Source organism: Candidatus Equadaptatus faecalis, from assembly GCA_018065065.1.
Taxonomy (GTDB): Bacteria; Synergistota; Synergistia; order Synergistales; family Synergistaceae; genus Equadaptatus; species Equadaptatus faecalis.
Genome location: JAGHTZ010000018.1, coordinates 1 through 16,455, shown reverse-complemented (window position 1 = coordinate 16,455; position 16,455 = coordinate 1). Strand labels below are relative to the sequence as shown.

At 51.0% G+C, this 16,455-nt stretch carries 15 protein-coding genes; 13 read left to right on the top strand and 2 right to left on the bottom strand.

Annotated elements, in window-relative coordinates; translation table 11 throughout:
• Window positions 1-441: 441 nt before the first annotated feature.
• The 8 genes from feoB (at window position 442) to KBS54_01440 (ending at window position 11,112) form a co-directional block, all read left to right on the top strand.
• Entirely contained in the window at window positions 442-2,802 is a 2,361-nt protein-coding gene (gene feoB / locus KBS54_01475; protein ID MBQ0054800.1) for a ferrous iron transport protein B, read from the top strand.
• A gap of 28 nt (window positions 2,803-2,830) precedes the next feature.
• Window positions 2,831-3,052: a ferrous iron transport protein A gene (locus KBS54_01470; GenBank protein MBQ0054799.1), complete on the top strand. Its 222-nt coding sequence runs from the start codon at window positions 2,831-2,833 to the stop codon at window positions 3,050-3,052.
• 78 nt (window positions 3,053-3,130) lie between these two features.
• The gene (locus KBS54_01465) at window positions 3,131-4,132 is read left to right on the top strand and encodes a BMP family ABC transporter substrate-binding protein (GenBank protein ID MBQ0054798.1); all 1,002 of its coding nucleotides are present in this window, start codon (window positions 3,131-3,133) and stop codon (window positions 4,130-4,132) included.
• 33 nt (window positions 4,133-4,165) lie between these two features.
• The gene (ychF, locus tag KBS54_01460) at window positions 4,166-5,260 is read left to right on the top strand and encodes a redox-regulated ATPase YchF (GenBank protein ID MBQ0054797.1); all 1,095 of its coding nucleotides are present in this window, start codon (window positions 4,166-4,168) and stop codon (window positions 5,258-5,260) included.
• A gap of 335 nt (window positions 5,261-5,595) precedes the next feature.
• Window positions 5,596-7,488 carry a translational GTPase TypA gene (gene typA / locus KBS54_01455; protein MBQ0054796.1) on the top strand — a complete coding sequence of 631 codons (1,893 nt, stop codon included), beginning with the start codon at window positions 5,596-5,598 and terminating at the stop codon, window positions 7,486-7,488.
• Window positions 7,475-8,761 (top strand): ATP-binding protein, encoded by a 1,287-nt coding sequence (locus tag KBS54_01450; protein ID MBQ0054795.1) that lies wholly within the window; start codon window positions 7,475-7,477, stop codon window positions 8,759-8,761. Before typA ends, KBS54_01450 begins: the two co-directional genes overlap by 14 nt.
• A gap of 148 nt (window positions 8,762-8,909) precedes the next feature.
• A complete protein-coding gene (gene pdxA, locus KBS54_01445; protein MBQ0054794.1) occupies window positions 8,910-9,956 on the top strand; it encodes a 4-hydroxythreonine-4-phosphate dehydrogenase PdxA in 1,047 nt (348 codons plus the stop codon).
• Complete coding sequence (locus KBS54_01440; protein ID MBQ0054793.1) at window positions 9,949-11,112, top strand: hypothetical protein; 1,164 nt, start codon at window positions 9,949-9,951, stop codon at window positions 11,110-11,112. The genes pdxA and KBS54_01440 overlap by 8 nt, the downstream gene beginning before the upstream one ends.
• A gap of 200 nt (window positions 11,113-11,312) precedes the next feature.
• Here KBS54_01440 and KBS54_01435 read toward each other — a convergent pair whose 3' ends face one another.
• Window positions 11,313-11,939, bottom strand: a complete 627-nt coding sequence (locus KBS54_01435) for a DedA family protein (protein MBQ0054792.1) — start codon at window positions 11,937-11,939, stop codon at window positions 11,313-11,315.
• Between the two features lie 99 nt (window positions 11,940-12,038).
• Here KBS54_01435 and rimO point away from each other — a divergent pair, with 99 nt between their 5' ends.
• The 5 genes from rimO to recA all read left to right on the top strand — a co-directional run bounded on the left by rimO (window position 12,039) and on the right by recA (window position 16,114).
• The gene (gene rimO, locus KBS54_01430) at window positions 12,039-13,325 is read left to right on the top strand and encodes a 30S ribosomal protein S12 methylthiotransferase RimO (GenBank protein ID MBQ0054791.1); all 1,287 of its coding nucleotides are present in this window, start codon (window positions 12,039-12,041) and stop codon (window positions 13,323-13,325) included.
• Window positions 13,326-13,814, top strand: coding sequence for a phosphatidylglycerophosphatase A (locus KBS54_01425; GenBank protein ID MBQ0054790.1), 489 nt, complete (start codon window positions 13,326-13,328; stop codon window positions 13,812-13,814).
• Window positions 13,811-14,293 carry a CinA family protein gene (locus KBS54_01420; protein ID MBQ0054789.1) on the top strand — a complete coding sequence of 161 codons (483 nt, stop codon included), beginning with the start codon at window positions 13,811-13,813 and terminating at the stop codon, window positions 14,291-14,293. The genes KBS54_01425 and KBS54_01420 overlap by 4 nt, the downstream gene beginning before the upstream one ends.
• Complete coding sequence (gene thpR, locus KBS54_01415) at window positions 14,293-14,880, top strand: RNA 2',3'-cyclic phosphodiesterase (protein ID MBQ0054788.1); 588 nt, start codon at window positions 14,293-14,295, stop codon at window positions 14,878-14,880. Before KBS54_01420 ends, thpR begins: the two co-directional genes overlap by 1 nt.
• Before the next feature lie 109 nt (window positions 14,881-14,989).
• On the top strand, window positions 14,990-16,114 hold the full coding sequence (gene recA, locus KBS54_01410) for a recombinase RecA (protein ID MBQ0054787.1): 1,125 nt from the start codon (window positions 14,990-14,992) through the stop codon (window positions 16,112-16,114).
• 59 nt (window positions 16,115-16,173) lie between these two features.
• On the opposite strand, the gene KBS54_01405 is transcribed toward recA, so the two are convergent.
• A partial coding sequence (locus tag KBS54_01405) for a hypothetical protein (protein ID MBQ0054786.1) occupies window positions 16,174-16,455 on the bottom strand: 282 nt, incomplete at its 5' end.

Genomic DNA, 16,455 nt, shown 5'->3' with positions numbered 1-16,455 from the left:
AAGGCGCAGCCTCTCTGCCGAGAAACAGCCGCAAACGCAGACCTCGGCAGGTCATACAACTGTTTCAGAAAAGCCATGCCCGACGAAAAATCGTCAACCCCCTCTGTACTATAATGTTCACTGAATAAGAAATTTGTAACATGCCGCGAACGCAGAACGAAGAACTGCTGAAAAACATAGCAATATCAATACTTTATGTCATATTTGCAAAAGTGTGACACTAAATAAGAAATTTGTAACAGGCTATCGGTAAATGCTGACAGAGCCTGTGTTCGGAGCTTATTCGGAAATAAAAAACGAAAATAATTAAAAAGAAATGCAAAAGAAATTATTTTTTTCGAAAAGTTTTTGAAAAGTTTGAAAAATTATAATAAATTAGCCGCGGCTAACTAATTTGTGCTATAATATTTTTGTAAAAAAGAGTGTCGCGGAGGACGGAGCATGTTTCTTTCAGATTTGAATATCGGACAGAGCGCTGTAATAAAGAGCGTGGGCGGCGAGGCTTCGCTGCGCAGGCATATTCTTGATATGGGACTTACGCCGGGGACTGTCCTGAAGCTTGTCAAAAAAGCGCCGATGGGCGACCCGCTTGAGTTTCAGATTCGCGGCTATGAGCTGACGCTGAGGCTTGCCGACGCAAAACGGATTGAGATTGCGCCTGCCGAAAATTCAGCCGCGCCGTCAAATTCCGCGGTTCAGGCAGAGGATACACGGCATCCGCAGCTCGGCGAGTTTGGCATTTACCACGTGAAGCAGGGCGGGGACGAAATTCCTGAGGGGCAGAGGATTACTTTTGCCCTTGCCGGCAATCAGAATACGGGAAAGACAACGCTGTTCAATCAGCTGACGGGCGCCAAGCAGCACGTGGGCAATTTCCCGGGCGTTACCGTTGACCGCAAGGACGGAGCGATACGCGGTTACGAGAATACGCTTGTCACGGATCTGCCGGGCATTTATTCCCTGTCGCCGTACACGAGCGAGGAGCTTGTTACGCGCGATTTCCTTATGAAGGAGAAGCCGGACTGCATTATAAATATTGTTGACGCCACGAATATAGAGCGTAATTTGTATCTCACGATGCAGCTGATTGAGCTGAATATACCGATGGTTCTTGCTTTGAATATGATGGACGAGGTGCGCGAGAACGGCGGCACTATTCTTGTCAACAGACTTGAGGAGGCGCTCGGAATACCCGTTGTTCCCGTTTCAGCGTCCAGCGGCGAAGGCGTGGGTGAAGCCGTGCGACACGCTTTGCACGTGGCGCGTTTCAGGGAGCGTCCGGGCAGGCTTGATTTCTGCGATGCGGACGGTCCTGACGGCGGAGCGGTTCACCGCTGTATTCACGGGGTTGTTCACCTGATAGAAGACCACGCCAAAAGGTGCGGACTGCCGCTGCGTTTTGCCGCGACGAAGCTTGTTGAAGGCGACATGCCCGTTATGGAGCAGCTTAAGCTTGACGATAATGAAAAGGAAATGCTCGAACACATTATTGTTGAGATGGAGAACGAAACAGGAATAGACAGATACGCCGCAATGGCGGATATGCGGTTTGATTTTATAGAGAAGGTGTGCGGCGCCGCCGTTGTTAAGCCTGTTGAAAATCTGGCGCGCGCGAGAAGTCTGCGTTTTGACAAGGTTCTCACGGGAAAATACACCGCGCTTCCTGCGTTTTTCGTTATTATGGGGCTTGTTTTCTGGCTGACGTTCGGCGTTTTAGGCGCGGCGCTTTCCGAACGCTTTGAAGCGCTTATAGCGCGGACTACAGCTTTGTGTGCTTCGGCTCTGACCGCTTACGGGCTTAATCCCGTTGTCAAATCGCTGATTATTGACGGAGTGTTTGCCGGTGTCGGTTCTGTGCTGAGCTTCCTTCCTGTTATAGTTATTCTTTTCCTGTTTCTTTCTATAATAGAGGATACGGGTTACATGGCGCGCGTGGCTTTCGTTATGGACAGGCCGCTGCGCAAGATAGGACTTTCGGGCAGGAGCTTTGTGCCTATGCTGATAGGCTTCGGCTGCTCTGTGCCGGCGATTATGGCTGCCCGCACCCTGCCTTCGGAACGCGACAGAAAGATGACGATTTTCCTCACGCCGTTTATGAGCTGTTCCGCGAAGCTGCCGATTTACGCGCTGTTCACGGCGGCGTTTTTCCCGCGCATGCAGGGCACCTGCGTAATGATAGGGCTGTATCTGCTCGGTGTCGCAAGCGGGGTGCTTTTTGCGCTGGTTATGAAAAGCAGCGTGTTCACGGGACATCCTGTGCCTTTTGTGATGGAACTGCCGAACTACCGTTTCCCTAACGCGAAGACGGTCGCTCTGCTTATATGGGAGAAGGCGAAGGATTTTCTGACGAAAGCGTTTACGGTGATTTTCTTTGCCGCTATCATTATATGGTTCCTGCAGACCTTTGACAGCAGACTCAACGTTGTCGCGGATTCCTCGCAGAGCCTTCTTGCCCTTGCGGGCGGGCTGATTGCCCCTGTTTTTAAGCCGCTTGTCGGCGCAAGCGACTGGAGGATTTCAACGGCGCTTATCACAGGTCTTATGGCAAAGGAGAGCGTCGTCAGCAGTCTGACGGTTCTGCTCGGCGGCAACGTATCTGCGATAAAAGAAATGTTCACGACAAAAACGGCGCTGGTTTTTCTTTCCTTTACGCTGTTGTACACGCCCTGCGTGGCGGCTGTCGCGACCGTAAAGCGCGAGCTCGGCGCAAGGCCGGCGTGGATTTTTGCGGCAGGGCAGTGCCTTATAGCGTGGATTGTCGCTTTCGCGGTTAAGCTGCTGCTTGGCGCTTTCGGAATGTAGAGGACTGCCAGACGCGGGAGGCTGAAAAATGTATCTGACTGATTTGAGCGACGGGGATTTAGCGGTTGTTGAAAAAACTCCGGACGGCGAAGCAGGGGAAAAACTGCTTGCAAACGGCATTTGTGAGGGCACGGAGATTGAGAAAATATCCGGCTCGCCGCTCGGAAACATTGTGACGATTTCAGCAGGCGGAAAGTTTTACGCCGTAACGAACGATATTGCTGAAAAGCTTGCAGTGAGGGCAAAATAGTTTTTGCTGACGGATTGAGCCTGATGCTTTATAATTGGCTTCGGAAACTTTAGCGTTTGTGTGTGAGGTGTGGTCATTGTGAGAAAATTGACGGCAGCGCTCCTTGTAATTCTCTGCATTGCTTCGTCTGCCTGTGCCGCTGTGCACAGAAATGTTGCGCTGCTTGTCGCGGGCGGGACGAACGACACTCAGGCTCCCGAGTTTGTGAACAGCTGCAGCGACGGACTGAAAATGGCAAAGCACAACTACGTTCGCACGCTTTCGACAAAACTGTTTGACATTAAAAATTACAAATCCAAAAACGAACTGCTGACAGAAGCCGCCAAATGGGCGGACTTAATCATAGTTCCGGTTCCTGAATTCAGGAACGAGCTTCCTCAGTTTGTAAAGGATTACCCGAAGGTTGAGTTTGTGACCTTTGACCCTGTTCCCAACGCCAAACTGGTGCATTTTAGGGACGAGGAAACGGGTTTTCTCGCGGGTGCTCTTGCCGCCGTCTATGCCAGGAGCGCAAAGGATCCGCGCATAAAACCGAATTCAAGAATAGGCGCTGTTTTCGGTCCCGATAACGACGCTATTGCGAGAATGAAGTACGGTTTCAAAGCGGGTGTGTGGTACGTTGACAAAACGCTTGACCCGCTGATTGTGCACACGGAGGATTTTGTCAACCGCAGTGCCGTTGCTGATTTGGCGCACAGAATGCACGAAAGAAACGTGAACGTCATATTCACCGCCGCCGGAAACGCCGGGCTCGGTGCTTCGGATATTGCCGAAAAGGAAAACTTCTGGACGATAGGCGTTGACAACGAGGTTGAAAAACAGTATCCGAAAGCGGTTCTCGCAAGCGCAGTTAAGAGGGTTGATTACGTCGTGTACGCCGTTATTGACAGATATATGCAGAAGCAGATTGCGCCCAAAGACGTTTCTGTCGGTATAAAAGAGGGCGCAATAGGGCTTTCGACCTGGACGCGCGAGGCAAAAAACAACGTGCCGCTGAGCATAAGAAAACGGGTTGAAGAAATAGAGGACAAGCTTGAAGCAGGGCTCATTGTTCTGCCAGAGTACAAAAAACAGCAATAATTTTGATAATTATACACGACTGGAGAGAGTAATATGCTGCATTGCGGAATAGTCGGACTGCCGCTCAGCGGAAAGTCCACGGTTTTCAACGTTATAACGAGGGCGGGCGCGGAGGTTAAACCCTACGCAGGCGGAAAAACAGACCCGAACAAGGCTGTTGTCGCCGTTCCTGACAAGCGTTTTGACAAACTCTGCGAAATTTTCACGCCGAAAAAGGAAACGCCGGCGCAGATTGAATTTGTCGATCTTGCGGGGCTTTCGCGCGGCGCAGGCAAGGGCGCGGGACTCGGCAACGCGTTTCTTTCATTTGTCGCCGACGCCGACGCGCTTATTCAGGTGATACGCTGCTTTGACAACGCTTCCGTTGAGCATCCCGAGGGCAGCATAGATCCTGTGCGCGACTGGAGCATAGTTGAAAGCGAGCTTATTTTCCGCGACTACGCGGTTATTGAAAACCGCCTTTCCAAGCTGAACGAAAAGAAAAAACTGCTTCCTGCCGAGGCAAAGGAAAAAGAGCTGCTTGAACGCTGTTTCGCCTGTCTTGAAGAGGAAAAACCGCTTCGCAGCATAGAAATGAGCGACGAGGAAAAACATTCCCTCAAAAGCTACGCTTTCGTTACCGCAAAACCAGAGCTTATAGTTCTCAATCTTGACGACTCGCAGAGCGACGAAAGCAAAATTCCGCAGTATGAGGCACTCAAAGCGCGGGCGGCGGAGCAGGGAATAGAAATCTGCAAGCTTTACGGAAGCCTTGAAATGGACATCGCCGAATTCAGCGAAGAGGAAGCGGCGGAATTTACCGAAGGGCTCAATATAGCGGAACCGGGCAGGGAAAGGCTTATACAGGCTGCATATTCCGTGCTCGGGCTTATAAGCTTCTTCACGAGCGGCCCCGACGAAGTCCGCGCATGGACGCTGCACAAAGGCGACAACGCCGTTCAGGCGGCGGGCGCCATTCACACGGACCTTGCAAGAGGCTTTATCCGTGCACAGGTTGTTGCGTATGACGACTACGCGGCGCACAACGCCTCAATGGACGAATGCCGCAAGGCAGGTGTTTTGCGTCTTGAAGGCAAGGAATATCTTGTCAAAGACGGGGATATGATAGAAATTCGGTTTAACGTGTAACAGAGCAGTGCAGATAAAATAACTGCCGGATTCAGTCAGAATAGCAGTCCGCCTCGTGTAAAATCATGAGGCGGATTTATTTTGCGGCAATGCTAATTAAAATTTAGGTGACAAATCACCCGAATTTTAATTAGCTGCACGTTCGGCATTTTGCCGGAAAAGTATATAAGTTATAGATATTTGCATATATTAAGATTATTCCAAACGGGTATTCCAATAGTGAATATTTTTTGTTTTCATAACTCGCCGTTGGTGGTATAATCCTCTCTTGTTCGGGTATTAAAGCCCGGCAGATGCTCTTGTGGCTCAACGAGCGACGAAAGGATACAGATAAAATGCAGGACTCTTCAAAAATCAGAAATATAGCAATCATAGCCCATATCGACCATGGTAAGACGACGCTGATTGACGGAATATTCAAGGCGGCAAGGCTTTTCCGCGACAATCAGGTCGTTGAAGAACGCGTTATGGACGCAGGTTCGATAGAACGCGAGCGCGGCATAACGATAAAGTCAAAGCACTGTACGGTCGAATGGGGCGGCTACAAAATCAATATAGTCGATACGCCGGGGCATGCCGATTTCTCGGGCGAAGTTGAGCGCGTCCTTTCAATGGTCGATTCCGTGCTTCTTCTTGTCGATGCAAACGAAGGACCTATGCCCCAGACGCGCTACGTCCTTATGCATTCGCTCAGGCTCGGGCTGAAACCTATTGTCATTGTGAACAAGGTTGACCGTCCGAACGCCGACCCCGCAGGTGCGCTGGATAAGACCTTTGACCTGTTTATAGAGCTCGGCGCAACGGAAGAGCAGTGCGATTTCAAAGCTCTGTTCGGCTCCGGACTTCAGGGCTGGCTCGTTGACGACATGGACAGAATACCCGAAGGCGCGGGCGCGGGTATGGACGACCTTTTCAAAACGATTATCGAGCATGTTCCGGCGCCGGACGCCGACATGGAAAAGCCGTTCAAAATGCAGGTCTGCACGCTTACGTGGAGCGAATATCTCGGCCGTATAGGCTGCGGTAAAATTCTTCAGGGCAGGCTTAAAAAAGGCGACAAAATCGTGCGCACCCACACGCGCTGGAAGGATTACGACCAGACTGACTGGGAGGTTGTTTCAACCGACAACGCTTCCTGCACGCACCTTTACGTCACCGACGGACTCGGCCGCGCAGAGGTTGAGGAAGCCGGAGCCGGCGACATTGTATGGTTCACGGGACCTGAAAACATAGACCTCGGCGATACGATTACCGCGCCGGAAATAGCCGGCGAGGTAATGCCGCCGCTTGACATCGAAGAACCGACGGTTTCAATGCTTTTCCTTGTAAATACAAGTCCGTTCGCCGGACGCGACGGAAACGCCATTACGCTGCGCCAGCTTAAGGCAAGGCTTGACAGGGAGCTTAAGACAGACCCTGCGCTCCGCGTTGAGGACATTGGCAGGGCGGACGGTGTCAAGGTTTCGGGACGCGGCGAACTGCATCTCGGCATAATTATCGAAGAAATCCGCCGCGAAGGTTCGGAAATCTGCGTTTCTGGACCTGAGGTCATCGTTCAGCAGGACGCAAACGGCAGAAAACTTGAACCGTATGAAGAGCTTATTATTGACGTTCCGGAAGAATATCAGGGCGCTGTCATTCAGAAGCTTGCGCCGCGCAAGGGCGAGCTTACGAACATGGAAAACAACGGCACTGGCGTACTTCGTCTGCAGTTCAAAATTCCTACGCGCGGACTCATAGGCTACCGCAGCGAATTCCTGACGGATACGCGCGGACTTGGAATTCTCGCCTCGCGCTTCATCGGCTATGAGCCGTGGGCAGGCGAAATCACGACGAGAAACAGGGGCTCGCTTGTCAGCGTTGATACGGGACAGGCAACGAGCTATGCAATAGACAACATTCAGATACGCGGCACGATGTTTATCAAGCCCGGCGACGAGATTTACAACGGACAGGTTGTCGGCGAATCCTCGCGCAACAGAGACCTTCCTGTCAATCCGTGCAAGGCGAAGCAGAAAACGAACTACCGTTCAGCCACAAAGGACATGATGATAGTTCTTGACGTTCCGCGCACAATGACGGTTGACAGCGCCCTGGAATGGATTGCTTCGGACGAGCTTGTTGAAGTTACGCCGAACAACGTCCGCATCAGGAAAATGATACTCGACCACAACGAGCGCAGAAAAGCGCGTATCAAGGCGGGTATCGTTGACGATGACGATGAGTAGGCTGTTTGCGTTCCGCGCATTTAACAGCGACGAGACCTTTTGTACGGTTTCGCACCTGATTGACAGGGTTACAGATCCGCTTCCCGACATCGCGGGGCTTTGCTTTGACGAGGACGTAAGGGAATATTTTGATGCCGTTCACAGTATGGCTGAGTACGCAGAGCAGCTTGGTGCGGAGGGCAATCCGTGGCTGCTTTGGCTTGCCAAGCTTTTCGCGGAAACTGAAACGCCCTTTTCGCTTGCGAACGAACGCAGAAAAACGGAAGACGGCAGCATAAAACGCATAGCAAAAGAGGAACTGGAACGGTTTGTCAAATACGCGCGTTTTGACCTGAAGCAGCTGGACAAGCTCACGGAAACGGACTGGTTCGCAAAAACGGAAAAATTTGTGCCGATGCGCCGCAAAAAATCTGAAGCGGCATGCAGAATTATGCAACTTGCGGAAAAAATCGGCGCTGCGGACAACGCCGACGCGCTTTATGCCGCGCTGGAAGATTTTTACGGCTCATTCGGCGTCGGGCAGTACGCGTTTTACAAGGCTTTCCGCTGGGACAAAAACACGCGCGGCATAGTCCCTGTGACGAACACCGAAGAAACGCGCCTTGACGGAATTATCGGCTACGACGAACAGAAAAAAACGCTCTGCGAAAACACCGAAGCTTTTATTGCCGGACTTCCCGCCAACAACGTTCTGCTCTACGGTGAGAGCGGAACAGGCAAATCGACGTCAATCAAAGCCGTACTCAACGAATACGCCGCACAGGGACTGCGTATGGTTGAAGTCTACAAACACCAGATTGAGGATCTTGACGAAATCATAAATCAGATAAAGCAGCGCAATTACCGCTTTGTTCTCTATATGGACGACCTTTCCTTTGAGCAGTTTGAAATAGAATACAAATATCTCAAATCGTTCATTGAAGGCGGACTTGAAAAACGTCCTGACAACGTGCTCATCTACGCGACCTCAAACCGCCGCCACCTCATGAAAGAGAGCTGGAAGGACAAAGAGGATATGCAGGAGGATATGCACGAATCCGAAACTATGCAGGAAAAAATGTCGCTTGTTGACCGTTTCGGACTGCTCATAAGATTTATATCGCCGGCGCAGAAAGAATATCTGAACATCGTTCACGGTCTGGCAAAGGAATACGGCGTTGAAATCAACGAAGAACTTGACCTCGGCGCGATACGCTGGGAGCTGAAGCACGGCGGCTTCTCGGGACGCGCGGCAAGGCAGTTTGTCGAACACGCCGCAGGAAAAAAGAAGTAACTGATTTCGGAATTATTTAAAAGGCTTTGCTTCGGCAGGGTCTTTTTTGTTTCGTCTTGAATTTTTTTCAAATTTGTTTTACAATTACGCCGTTTTGTAAATATGATCCGTTATCCGACAACATTTATCTTTAGAGGCGGTGTTGAGTATGCGTTACACACTTGGAATAACAATGGGAGATCCGGCAGGCATAGGAGCGGAGATAACGGTCAAGGCTCTTTCAAACAAGGCAGTCTATGAGCGCTGCATTCCCGTAGTGATAGGCGACAGCGCGGTTTTGAAAAAAATGCTGCACTACAGCAACGAGGTGCTTGCGATAAACACTATCAAAAGCCCGGCGGAAGCAAAGGGACACTTCGGAGTTATCGACCTGATAGACCTCGGAATGATTAAGGAAGGCGGCTGGGAGTTCGGCAAGGTGCAGAAGAACTGCGGAGACGCCTCCTTTAATTACGTTACTACTGGTATAGAGCTTGCAATGAAGGGCGGGCTCCACGCGGTCGTCACAGGACCTATCAACAAGGAAGCAATCAACCTTGCGGGGCACGCCTACGCCGGACATACGGAAATTTTTGCCAAATACACGGGTACGGAAGATTACGGAATGCTTCTTACCGCGCCCGGACTCCGCGTTGTTCACGTTACGACGCACGTTTCTATGAGAGGCGCCTGCGACGTTATCCGCGAGCATCCCGAACGCGTTGAAACGACGATAGAGCTTGCAAAAGAGGCTATGCATCTGCTCGGCAACGACAACCCGCGCATAGCTGTTGCCGGACTTAACGCTCACTGCTCGGAACACGGACTTTTCGGGGACGAGGAAAACGTTTCGATTATTCCAGCGATTGAAAAATGCCGCGCGAAGGGCATTGACGTTGACGGTCCTATTCCGCCTGACACAGTTTTCGTTAAGGCGATTGCCGGAAAGTACGATATAGTTGTCGCCATGTATCACGACCAGGGACATATACCTCTCAAGCTTTGCGGCTTCAAGCTTGACTCAAAGACGAACAAATTCACTGCCATGTCGGGTGTGAACATCACCGTCGGACTTCCGATTATCCGCACGAGCGTTGACCACGGAACCGCTTTTGGCCACGCAGGCATGGGTTTTGCCAACGAACAGAGCCTTGTTGACGCAATTTACACGGCGTGCGATATGGCGGCGGTAAAATTCGGCACGAAAAATGACTAAACTTCTCGTCCTTGCCGACGATTTCACCGGCGCTCTTGACACCGGCGTTCAGTTCGCAAAGGCAGGGATAGCGACCTCTGTGCTTTTTTCGGGCGGCTGCGGAAAGCTTGCGGATTATCCCGCAGAGGCTCTTGTGGTTGACCTCGAAAGCCGTCACGACGCGCCTGAAACAGCCTATAAAAAGGTGTTTGAAATTGCGGAAAAGGCGCGTGGGGAGGGCGTAAAATATTTTTACAAAAAAACAGACTCGGCGCTTCGCGGCAACATAGGCGCCGAACTTTCTGCGCTTTTGAAAGCCGTTGGGGCTCCTGTGCTGGAGTTTGTCCCTGCGTTTCCGAAAAACGGACGCACTACAAAGGGCGGGATTCAGTATGTATCAGGTGTTGAAACGGCGAAATCTGTTTTCGGCGCGGACCCTTTCAATCCTGTTAAACATTCCTATATACCGGACATAATCGCCGAGCAGTCAGACGTTAAGGTCGTGCTCGGCGAAACGCTTTCAGAGCCTTTTATCCGCGTTCACGATGCTGAAACGGAAGAAGATTTGCGCTTGGCGGCTGAAAAAATGACGGAAACAACGGCTCTGTCCGGTTGCGCGGGCTTTGCGGAATATCTTCCGAAGCTTTTGGGGCTTGACTGCGGCGGAGCGGAGAGAAAAAGACTTTCAGGCAGGGCAAAAATTCTGCTCGTGTCAGGCAGTGTGAACGCGATAACGCTTGCCCAGCTGAAAGAAGCGGCAAAGGAAATTGAGATATTCATGCTTGACGCCGGTGATGAAAAAATTGAACGGTGCTTTGCCGAAAAAGGCGCTGCCGTTATCTCCTCGGCAGACTGCGAAAAAGAACCCGATCTGTCGGCTTATTCGGCGGAACAGCTTGAAAAGCTGAGGCTTGAAACCTCCGAGAAAATATCGGGGAAGACGAAGCGGCTTTTTGAAAAGCTTTGCCCCGACCTGCTTGCGATTTTCGGCGGCGACACGCTGATACAGGTTGTCAGAAGGCTTGGCTGCACGGAGATAACGCCGCTTTGTGAAATATCCTCCGGTACGGTGCTCTGCAGGGCGAAAAATGCCGAACGCGAATTTCTGCTCGTATCAAAATCAGGCGGCTTCGGCGGAAAAAACATCGTAAAAGAAATTATGGAATTTGAATATTAAAGTATTGGTGAATTAAATCCGCTCAGTTGCCTGAGCAGATTTTTTGTTGTCTTTATTATCCGTCTTCTGCATGGAGCGCATGCACTTGGCTTTGACAATTTCTATTTAACAAAATAGCAAAAATCTTAATATTGTTAAGTAGAACGTTAATTCTATTTAACAAAACTATAAAAATCTTGATTTTGTTAAATAGAAGTATTCTATTTCTCCCTTTTCTTTTTATAACGTATGGCGTAGATTACGACAAGCAGCATGCAGCCGGCGATGAGCCCGAAGGATATTTTTTTGAGCTCGGTGTGGATGAGCGCTTCGTTGTTGCCGAGGAAATAACCGAGCAACGCAAGTATGACGACCCATATTCCGCTGCCGAGAGCCGTGTAGGCGCAGAACTGCTTCATGTCCATACGCGCAAGCCCTGCCGGAAGCGAAATGTACTGGCGGATAACGGGCAGCAGCCTGCCCGTAAAGGTGCTTATATGCCCGTGTTTTGCGAAGAATTCCTCTGCTTTGTCAAGAGATTCTTTGCTGATGAACAGATATTTGCCGTACTTTTCAAGGAAGGGGCGTCCCCAGCGGACTGCGAGCCAGTAGTTGAAAAGAGCGCCGAGTATGCTGCCGAGTATGCCGAAGAATATTGCGGCGAGCAGACTCATCTCGCCTTTGCTTGCAAGATAGCCCGCAGGCGGCATTACGACCTCGCTCGGGAAAGGGAAGCAGGAGGACTCAAGGAACATAAGCCCCGTTATTCCGAAATATCCGAGCCTGCCTATTGTTGCCACAAGCCATGCGATGAAAGTGTGAAATAGAGCTGCCGCGTATGAAAGCATAATTTTTTCCTCCGTATCGTTTGTGACAATAGTATATCGTAAAATCGGCAAAATCTGTTGTAAAATAATTGCGTCAGAAAAATGTAAGGGGTTTTTGCCGTGAAGATTTTCATTTTAAGCCTTGGCTGCGCTAAAAACAGAGTGGACAGCGAATGTCTTGCGGGCGAACTGCGCCGTGCGGGGCACGTTTTGACCGGCAGCGCTGAGGAAGCCGAGGCGGCGATAGTGAATACCTGCGGTTTTATTCAGCCCGCAGTGGAAGAAAATATAACCGCGATTCTTGACCTTGAGGAACTCAAGGCAGAGGGACAGCTCAAAAAAATCGGCGTTGTCGGCTGCCTTTTTAACCGCTACGGAGCGGAGCTTGCCGCCGGTTTCAAAACGGTTGATTTCTGGGCTGAAAGCGAAGCGTGGGACAAGGTGCTTGAAGCTCTCGGAAACAAAGCTTCCGTGTCAAGGACGCGTGCCAATCTGCCTGACTCGCCGTTTTTTACCCGCTATCTGAAAATCAGCGAAGGCTGCGATAACAGATGTACGTATTGCGCGATACCGTCAATCAGAGGAAAACTGCGCAGCCTTCCAGTCAAAACGATAGTTGACGAGGCTGTGAGCCTTGCGGAAGAGGGCGCGCGGGAGCTTTGCGTCGTTGGGCAGGACCTTACCGCGTACGGCATGGATTTTGACGGAAAATCAAAGCTGACGGAACTGCTTGACGCGCTTGAAGACAATCTGCCTGACGGAGTTATGCTCCGTCTGCTTTATCTGCATCCCGACAGGGTTACGCCGAAGCTTCTTGAACGCGTTGTGTCCGGAAGAAAAATCCTGAATTATCTTGACATACCGGTTCAGCACGCGGACGAGGGCATTCTTGCCGCGATGAACAGAGGAATAAACAAAAAACGGCTTGAAGATATTTTCAGCTGCGCCCGCTCGCTTGACCCCGATTTTGCGCTGCGGACAACCTGCATGGTCGGTTTCCCCGGAGAAACGGCGCGTTCTTTCGGACATCTGCTGGATTTTCTTGAGAAAGTGCAGTTTGACAGAGCCGGAGCCTTTACCTATTTTGCGGAGGAGGGCACCGACGCCGCTTCAATGCCGAAACAGGTCAGAAATTCAACCAAGGAACGCCGCCTTGCCGAACTTATGGAGCTTCAGGAAGAAATATCCTTTGCCCGCCAGCAGCGTTTTGTCGGACGCACGCTTGACGTTCTGGTTGAAAAAACGGACGGGGGGTATGCCGAGGGCAGAAGCTTCCGCGAGGCTCCCGAGGTTGACGGAATAATTGAAATAGACGAAGCACGGAACGATCTTAAAGCGGGTGACGTAATAAAGGTGAAGATAAAAGACGCAATGCCGCATGACCTTACAGGGGAAGAGGTGCAGTAAATGACTGAAATTACAAAGGCGGTTAAAAGCTGGTACGGAATGATAGCAACGTTTTTCACGCTCGGCTGTTTCTCGCGAATGCCTGGAACCGTAGGTTCAATGGCTGCGTGTGTTATATGGCTGGCGTTCGGAGGAGTTCCTTGCTGGGCAATTTTGCTTGTTATCGTTCTCGGCTGCATTGCCGCTGACAAATACGAAAAGGAAAGCGGCCGCACAGACCCGGGCGAATGTGTTATAGACGAGGTTGCCGGCTACTGGATTTCAGCGTACGGTCTTGGAATGAATTTCGCGGTTGTCGCGCTTTTCGCGTTCAGAATAATAGACATACTCAAGCCGTTCCCCGTGAACAAAGCTGAAAAACTTCCGGGCGGTATCGGCATTATGGCTGACGATATAGTCGGCGGCGTTATAGTCAATCTTCTGCTCAGGCTCCTTTACAGCTTCTTTGTTCAGGGCGGAATGCAGACTTTGCTGGGTGTTGTGAAATGACGCCAGAAACCCTTGAGCTTGCGGAAAAACTTGTCAGCCGTGCCGCTGAACGCGGCGTTACGCTCTGCGCGGCTGAGTCCTGCACTGGCGGACTGATAGGCGCCTCGATAACCTCAGTTTCCGGCGCTTCTGAAATATTTTACGGCTCTGCCGTAACCTACCACAACAGCGCAAAGGAAAACATACTCGGCGTAATGCCGTCGGTGCTTAAAAAATACGGCGCGGTTTCGCCGCAGTGCGCGATAGAAATGGCGCGCGGGGCAAGGCTGCTTTACAAAGCCGATTTTTCGGTTTCGGTAACAGGGATTGCGGGGCCGTCAGGCGGCAGCGAAGAAAAGCCTGTCGGAACGGTATGGTTCGGCTGCTCGTCGCAGAATGGCACGTGTTCTTACGTCTGTCATTTTGACGGTGACAGACAGAAAATTCGCGAGGCCTCCGCGGCTGAAGCTCTGAAAATTCTTCTCGGGAGGATAAAATAATGGGCTGCTGCGTTCCGCAGTTTGCAGGGGAACTTATCCGCAGCTTTATATGTATAGAAATTCCGGACGGCCCCCGTGCAAAGCTTGCAGCGTGGGCGGAAGAACAGCGCGGACTGGGCGGCGGAATACGCTGGCTTAAAGCGGAAACGCTGCATATAACGCTGAAATTCTGCGGGGAACGTCCGCAGGAACTCGTTGACGCGCTTGCGAAAAGACTTGCGGAAATGAAAAAATGCGGTTCGTTTGAAATATCTCTTAAAGGCGTCGGCGGCTTCCCGAAGCTTGAAAAAGCCAGAATAATATGGACAGGCATAGAGGGCGAAACGGAAAAACTCTGCGCACTTGCCAAAAACGCGGCGCGGCTTGCAGAAAGCTACGGAATGGACAGGGAAGAAAAAGCGTTCACCCCGCACGTCACGCTCGGAAGAAGAACCGAATTCGGAGCCTTGCCGGAAAACGTTGTCAGCGCTCTCAGAAACAACGCTCTGAGACTTGCTCCGTGGACTGTTGACGAAATTGTCCTCATGCGCAGCAGACTTCTTCCGTCAGGTGCGCAATACACGCCGATAAAACGTTTCAAAATTTAAAATTAAGAGTATAATATATAAAGTGCGGCGGTTTGCTGCACCTTGCCTACAGCTTGTAAAAGAAGCTGGGCGCTGTATAACCTATTTTATATTCCGGAGGTGTCCGAATATGGCGAAGAAAACAGTAACAAAAGAAGATGTTTTGGAACAGGCGCTCTCTGACATCAGAGGCAAATTTGGAGACGGCGCGATAATGCGCCTGGGAGACGAAGCGCAGCGTACCGTTGAGGTAATCTCGACAGGCATACTGCCTCTTGACGTGGCTCTCGGCGTCGGCGGCGTGCCGCGCGGAAGAATAATCGAAGTTTTTGGTCCCGAAGGCGGCGGTAAAACAACAATAGCTCTCCACATACTTGCCGAAGCACAGAAAGCAGGCGGCACGGCAGCGTTCATAGACGCTGAACACGCGCTTGACCCGCACCTTGCAAAGCAGCTCGGCGTTGACACGGAAAATCTTTACATGTCACAGCCGGACAGCGGTGAACAGGCATTTTACATTATAGACACGCTCGTGCGCAGCGGCGCCTTCTCTCTCGTAGTAGTCGATTCTGTCGCGGCTCTTACCCCGCAGGCGGAAATCGACGGCAAAATGGGCGAAGGCTCAAACCAGGTCGGGCTTCAGGCGAGACTTATGTCCTACGCACTCAGAAGACTGACGGCGGCTATCGCTAAAAGCAACACGACAGTCATATTCATAAACCAGCTGCGTGCCACGATAAGCACCGGCTACGGACAGGGCCCGTCGGAAACGACAACCGGCGGACGCGCCCTGAAATTCTACAGCTCTGTCCGCATCGAAGTAAAACGCGGCAAGCAGGTTACGTCAAAAGACACTGCGATAGGACACGAACTCTACATCAAAGTAGTTAAAAACAAGCTTGCGCCTCCTTTCCGCTCAGCTCACACGACGCTTATCTACGGCAAAGGTGTTCCGCAGGCGGTATCAGTAATAGACATGGCGGTAGACGCCGAAATACTCAAGAAAAAAGGCTCATGGCTTGCGTACAAAGGCGAAACCTTTGCACAGGGCAAAGAAGCCGCGGCGGATTATCTTGCGGAACATCCCGATTTTATGGAAGAAATCAAGAAAGACGTTCTCCGCAAGGTTGCCGAAGGACTTGGACTTCTTGACGTAGCGGAAGAACGCGAAGAAGAACCGGTACTGCCTCCCGCGGAAGACGCGGTCGAATCGCTTCTCAAAGAAGGCGCTCTGAAAATAGACCTCAGCGAATAAAAGCAGACGAAATATTTGTCAAGTGTACCCTAACAATCCGCTCCCTGAGCGGATTGTTTTTATATGTTGCAGGCGGTCAGATAGAAAAGAAAAAAGATAAAAGAAAAGAAGAAAAAAGGGTTGACAAACCCCAAGAGGGAGAGTAATATATCTCCTGTTGCGCGCCAAACCCGGGTAACGGAAACGGCGCCGACAGGCACCATGACAGATGAATAAGGGCAAAAAAGAGAAGAAACCAGCTTGAAAAAAGCGGAGCCAGTAAATGACAATGAGTTACGATCCAGAATCAAACGGAGAGTTTGATCCTGGCTCAGGACGAACGCTGGCGGCGTGCCTAACAC

Bases quoted from the DNA above. Each gene is read 5' to 3' on its own strand.
- feoB (MBQ0054800.1), top strand. From the start codon at position 442: ATGTTTCTTTCAGATTTGAATATCGGACAGAGCGCTGTAATAAAGAGC.
- KBS54_01470 (MBQ0054799.1), top strand. From the start codon at position 2,831: ATGTATCTGACTGATTTGAGCGACGGGGATTTAGCGGTTGTTGAAAAA.
- ychF (MBQ0054797.1), top strand. From the start codon at position 4,166: ATGCTGCATTGCGGAATAGTCGGACTGCCGCTCAGCGGAAAGTCCACG.
- typA (MBQ0054796.1), top strand. From the start codon at position 5,596: ATGCAGGACTCTTCAAAAATCAGAAATATAGCAATCATAGCCCATATC.
- KBS54_01450 (MBQ0054795.1), top strand. From the start codon at position 7,475: ATGACGATGAGTAGGCTGTTTGCGTTCCGCGCATTTAACAGCGACGAG.
- pdxA (MBQ0054794.1), top strand. From the start codon at position 8,910: ATGCGTTACACACTTGGAATAACAATGGGAGATCCGGCAGGCATAGGA.
- KBS54_01440 (MBQ0054793.1), top strand. From the start codon at position 9,949: ATGACTAAACTTCTCGTCCTTGCCGACGATTTCACCGGCGCTCTTGAC.
- KBS54_01435 (MBQ0054792.1), bottom strand. From the start codon at position 11,939: ATGCTTTCATACGCGGCAGCTCTATTTCACACTTTCATCGCATGGCTT.
- KBS54_01425 (MBQ0054790.1), top strand. From the start codon at position 13,326: ATGACTGAAATTACAAAGGCGGTTAAAAGCTGGTACGGAATGATAGCA.
- KBS54_01420 (MBQ0054789.1), top strand. From the start codon at position 13,811: ATGACGCCAGAAACCCTTGAGCTTGCGGAAAAACTTGTCAGCCGTGCC.
- thpR (MBQ0054788.1), top strand. From the start codon at position 14,293: ATGGGCTGCTGCGTTCCGCAGTTTGCAGGGGAACTTATCCGCAGCTTT.
- recA (MBQ0054787.1), top strand. From the start codon at position 14,990: ATGGCGAAGAAAACAGTAACAAAAGAAGATGTTTTGGAACAGGCGCTC.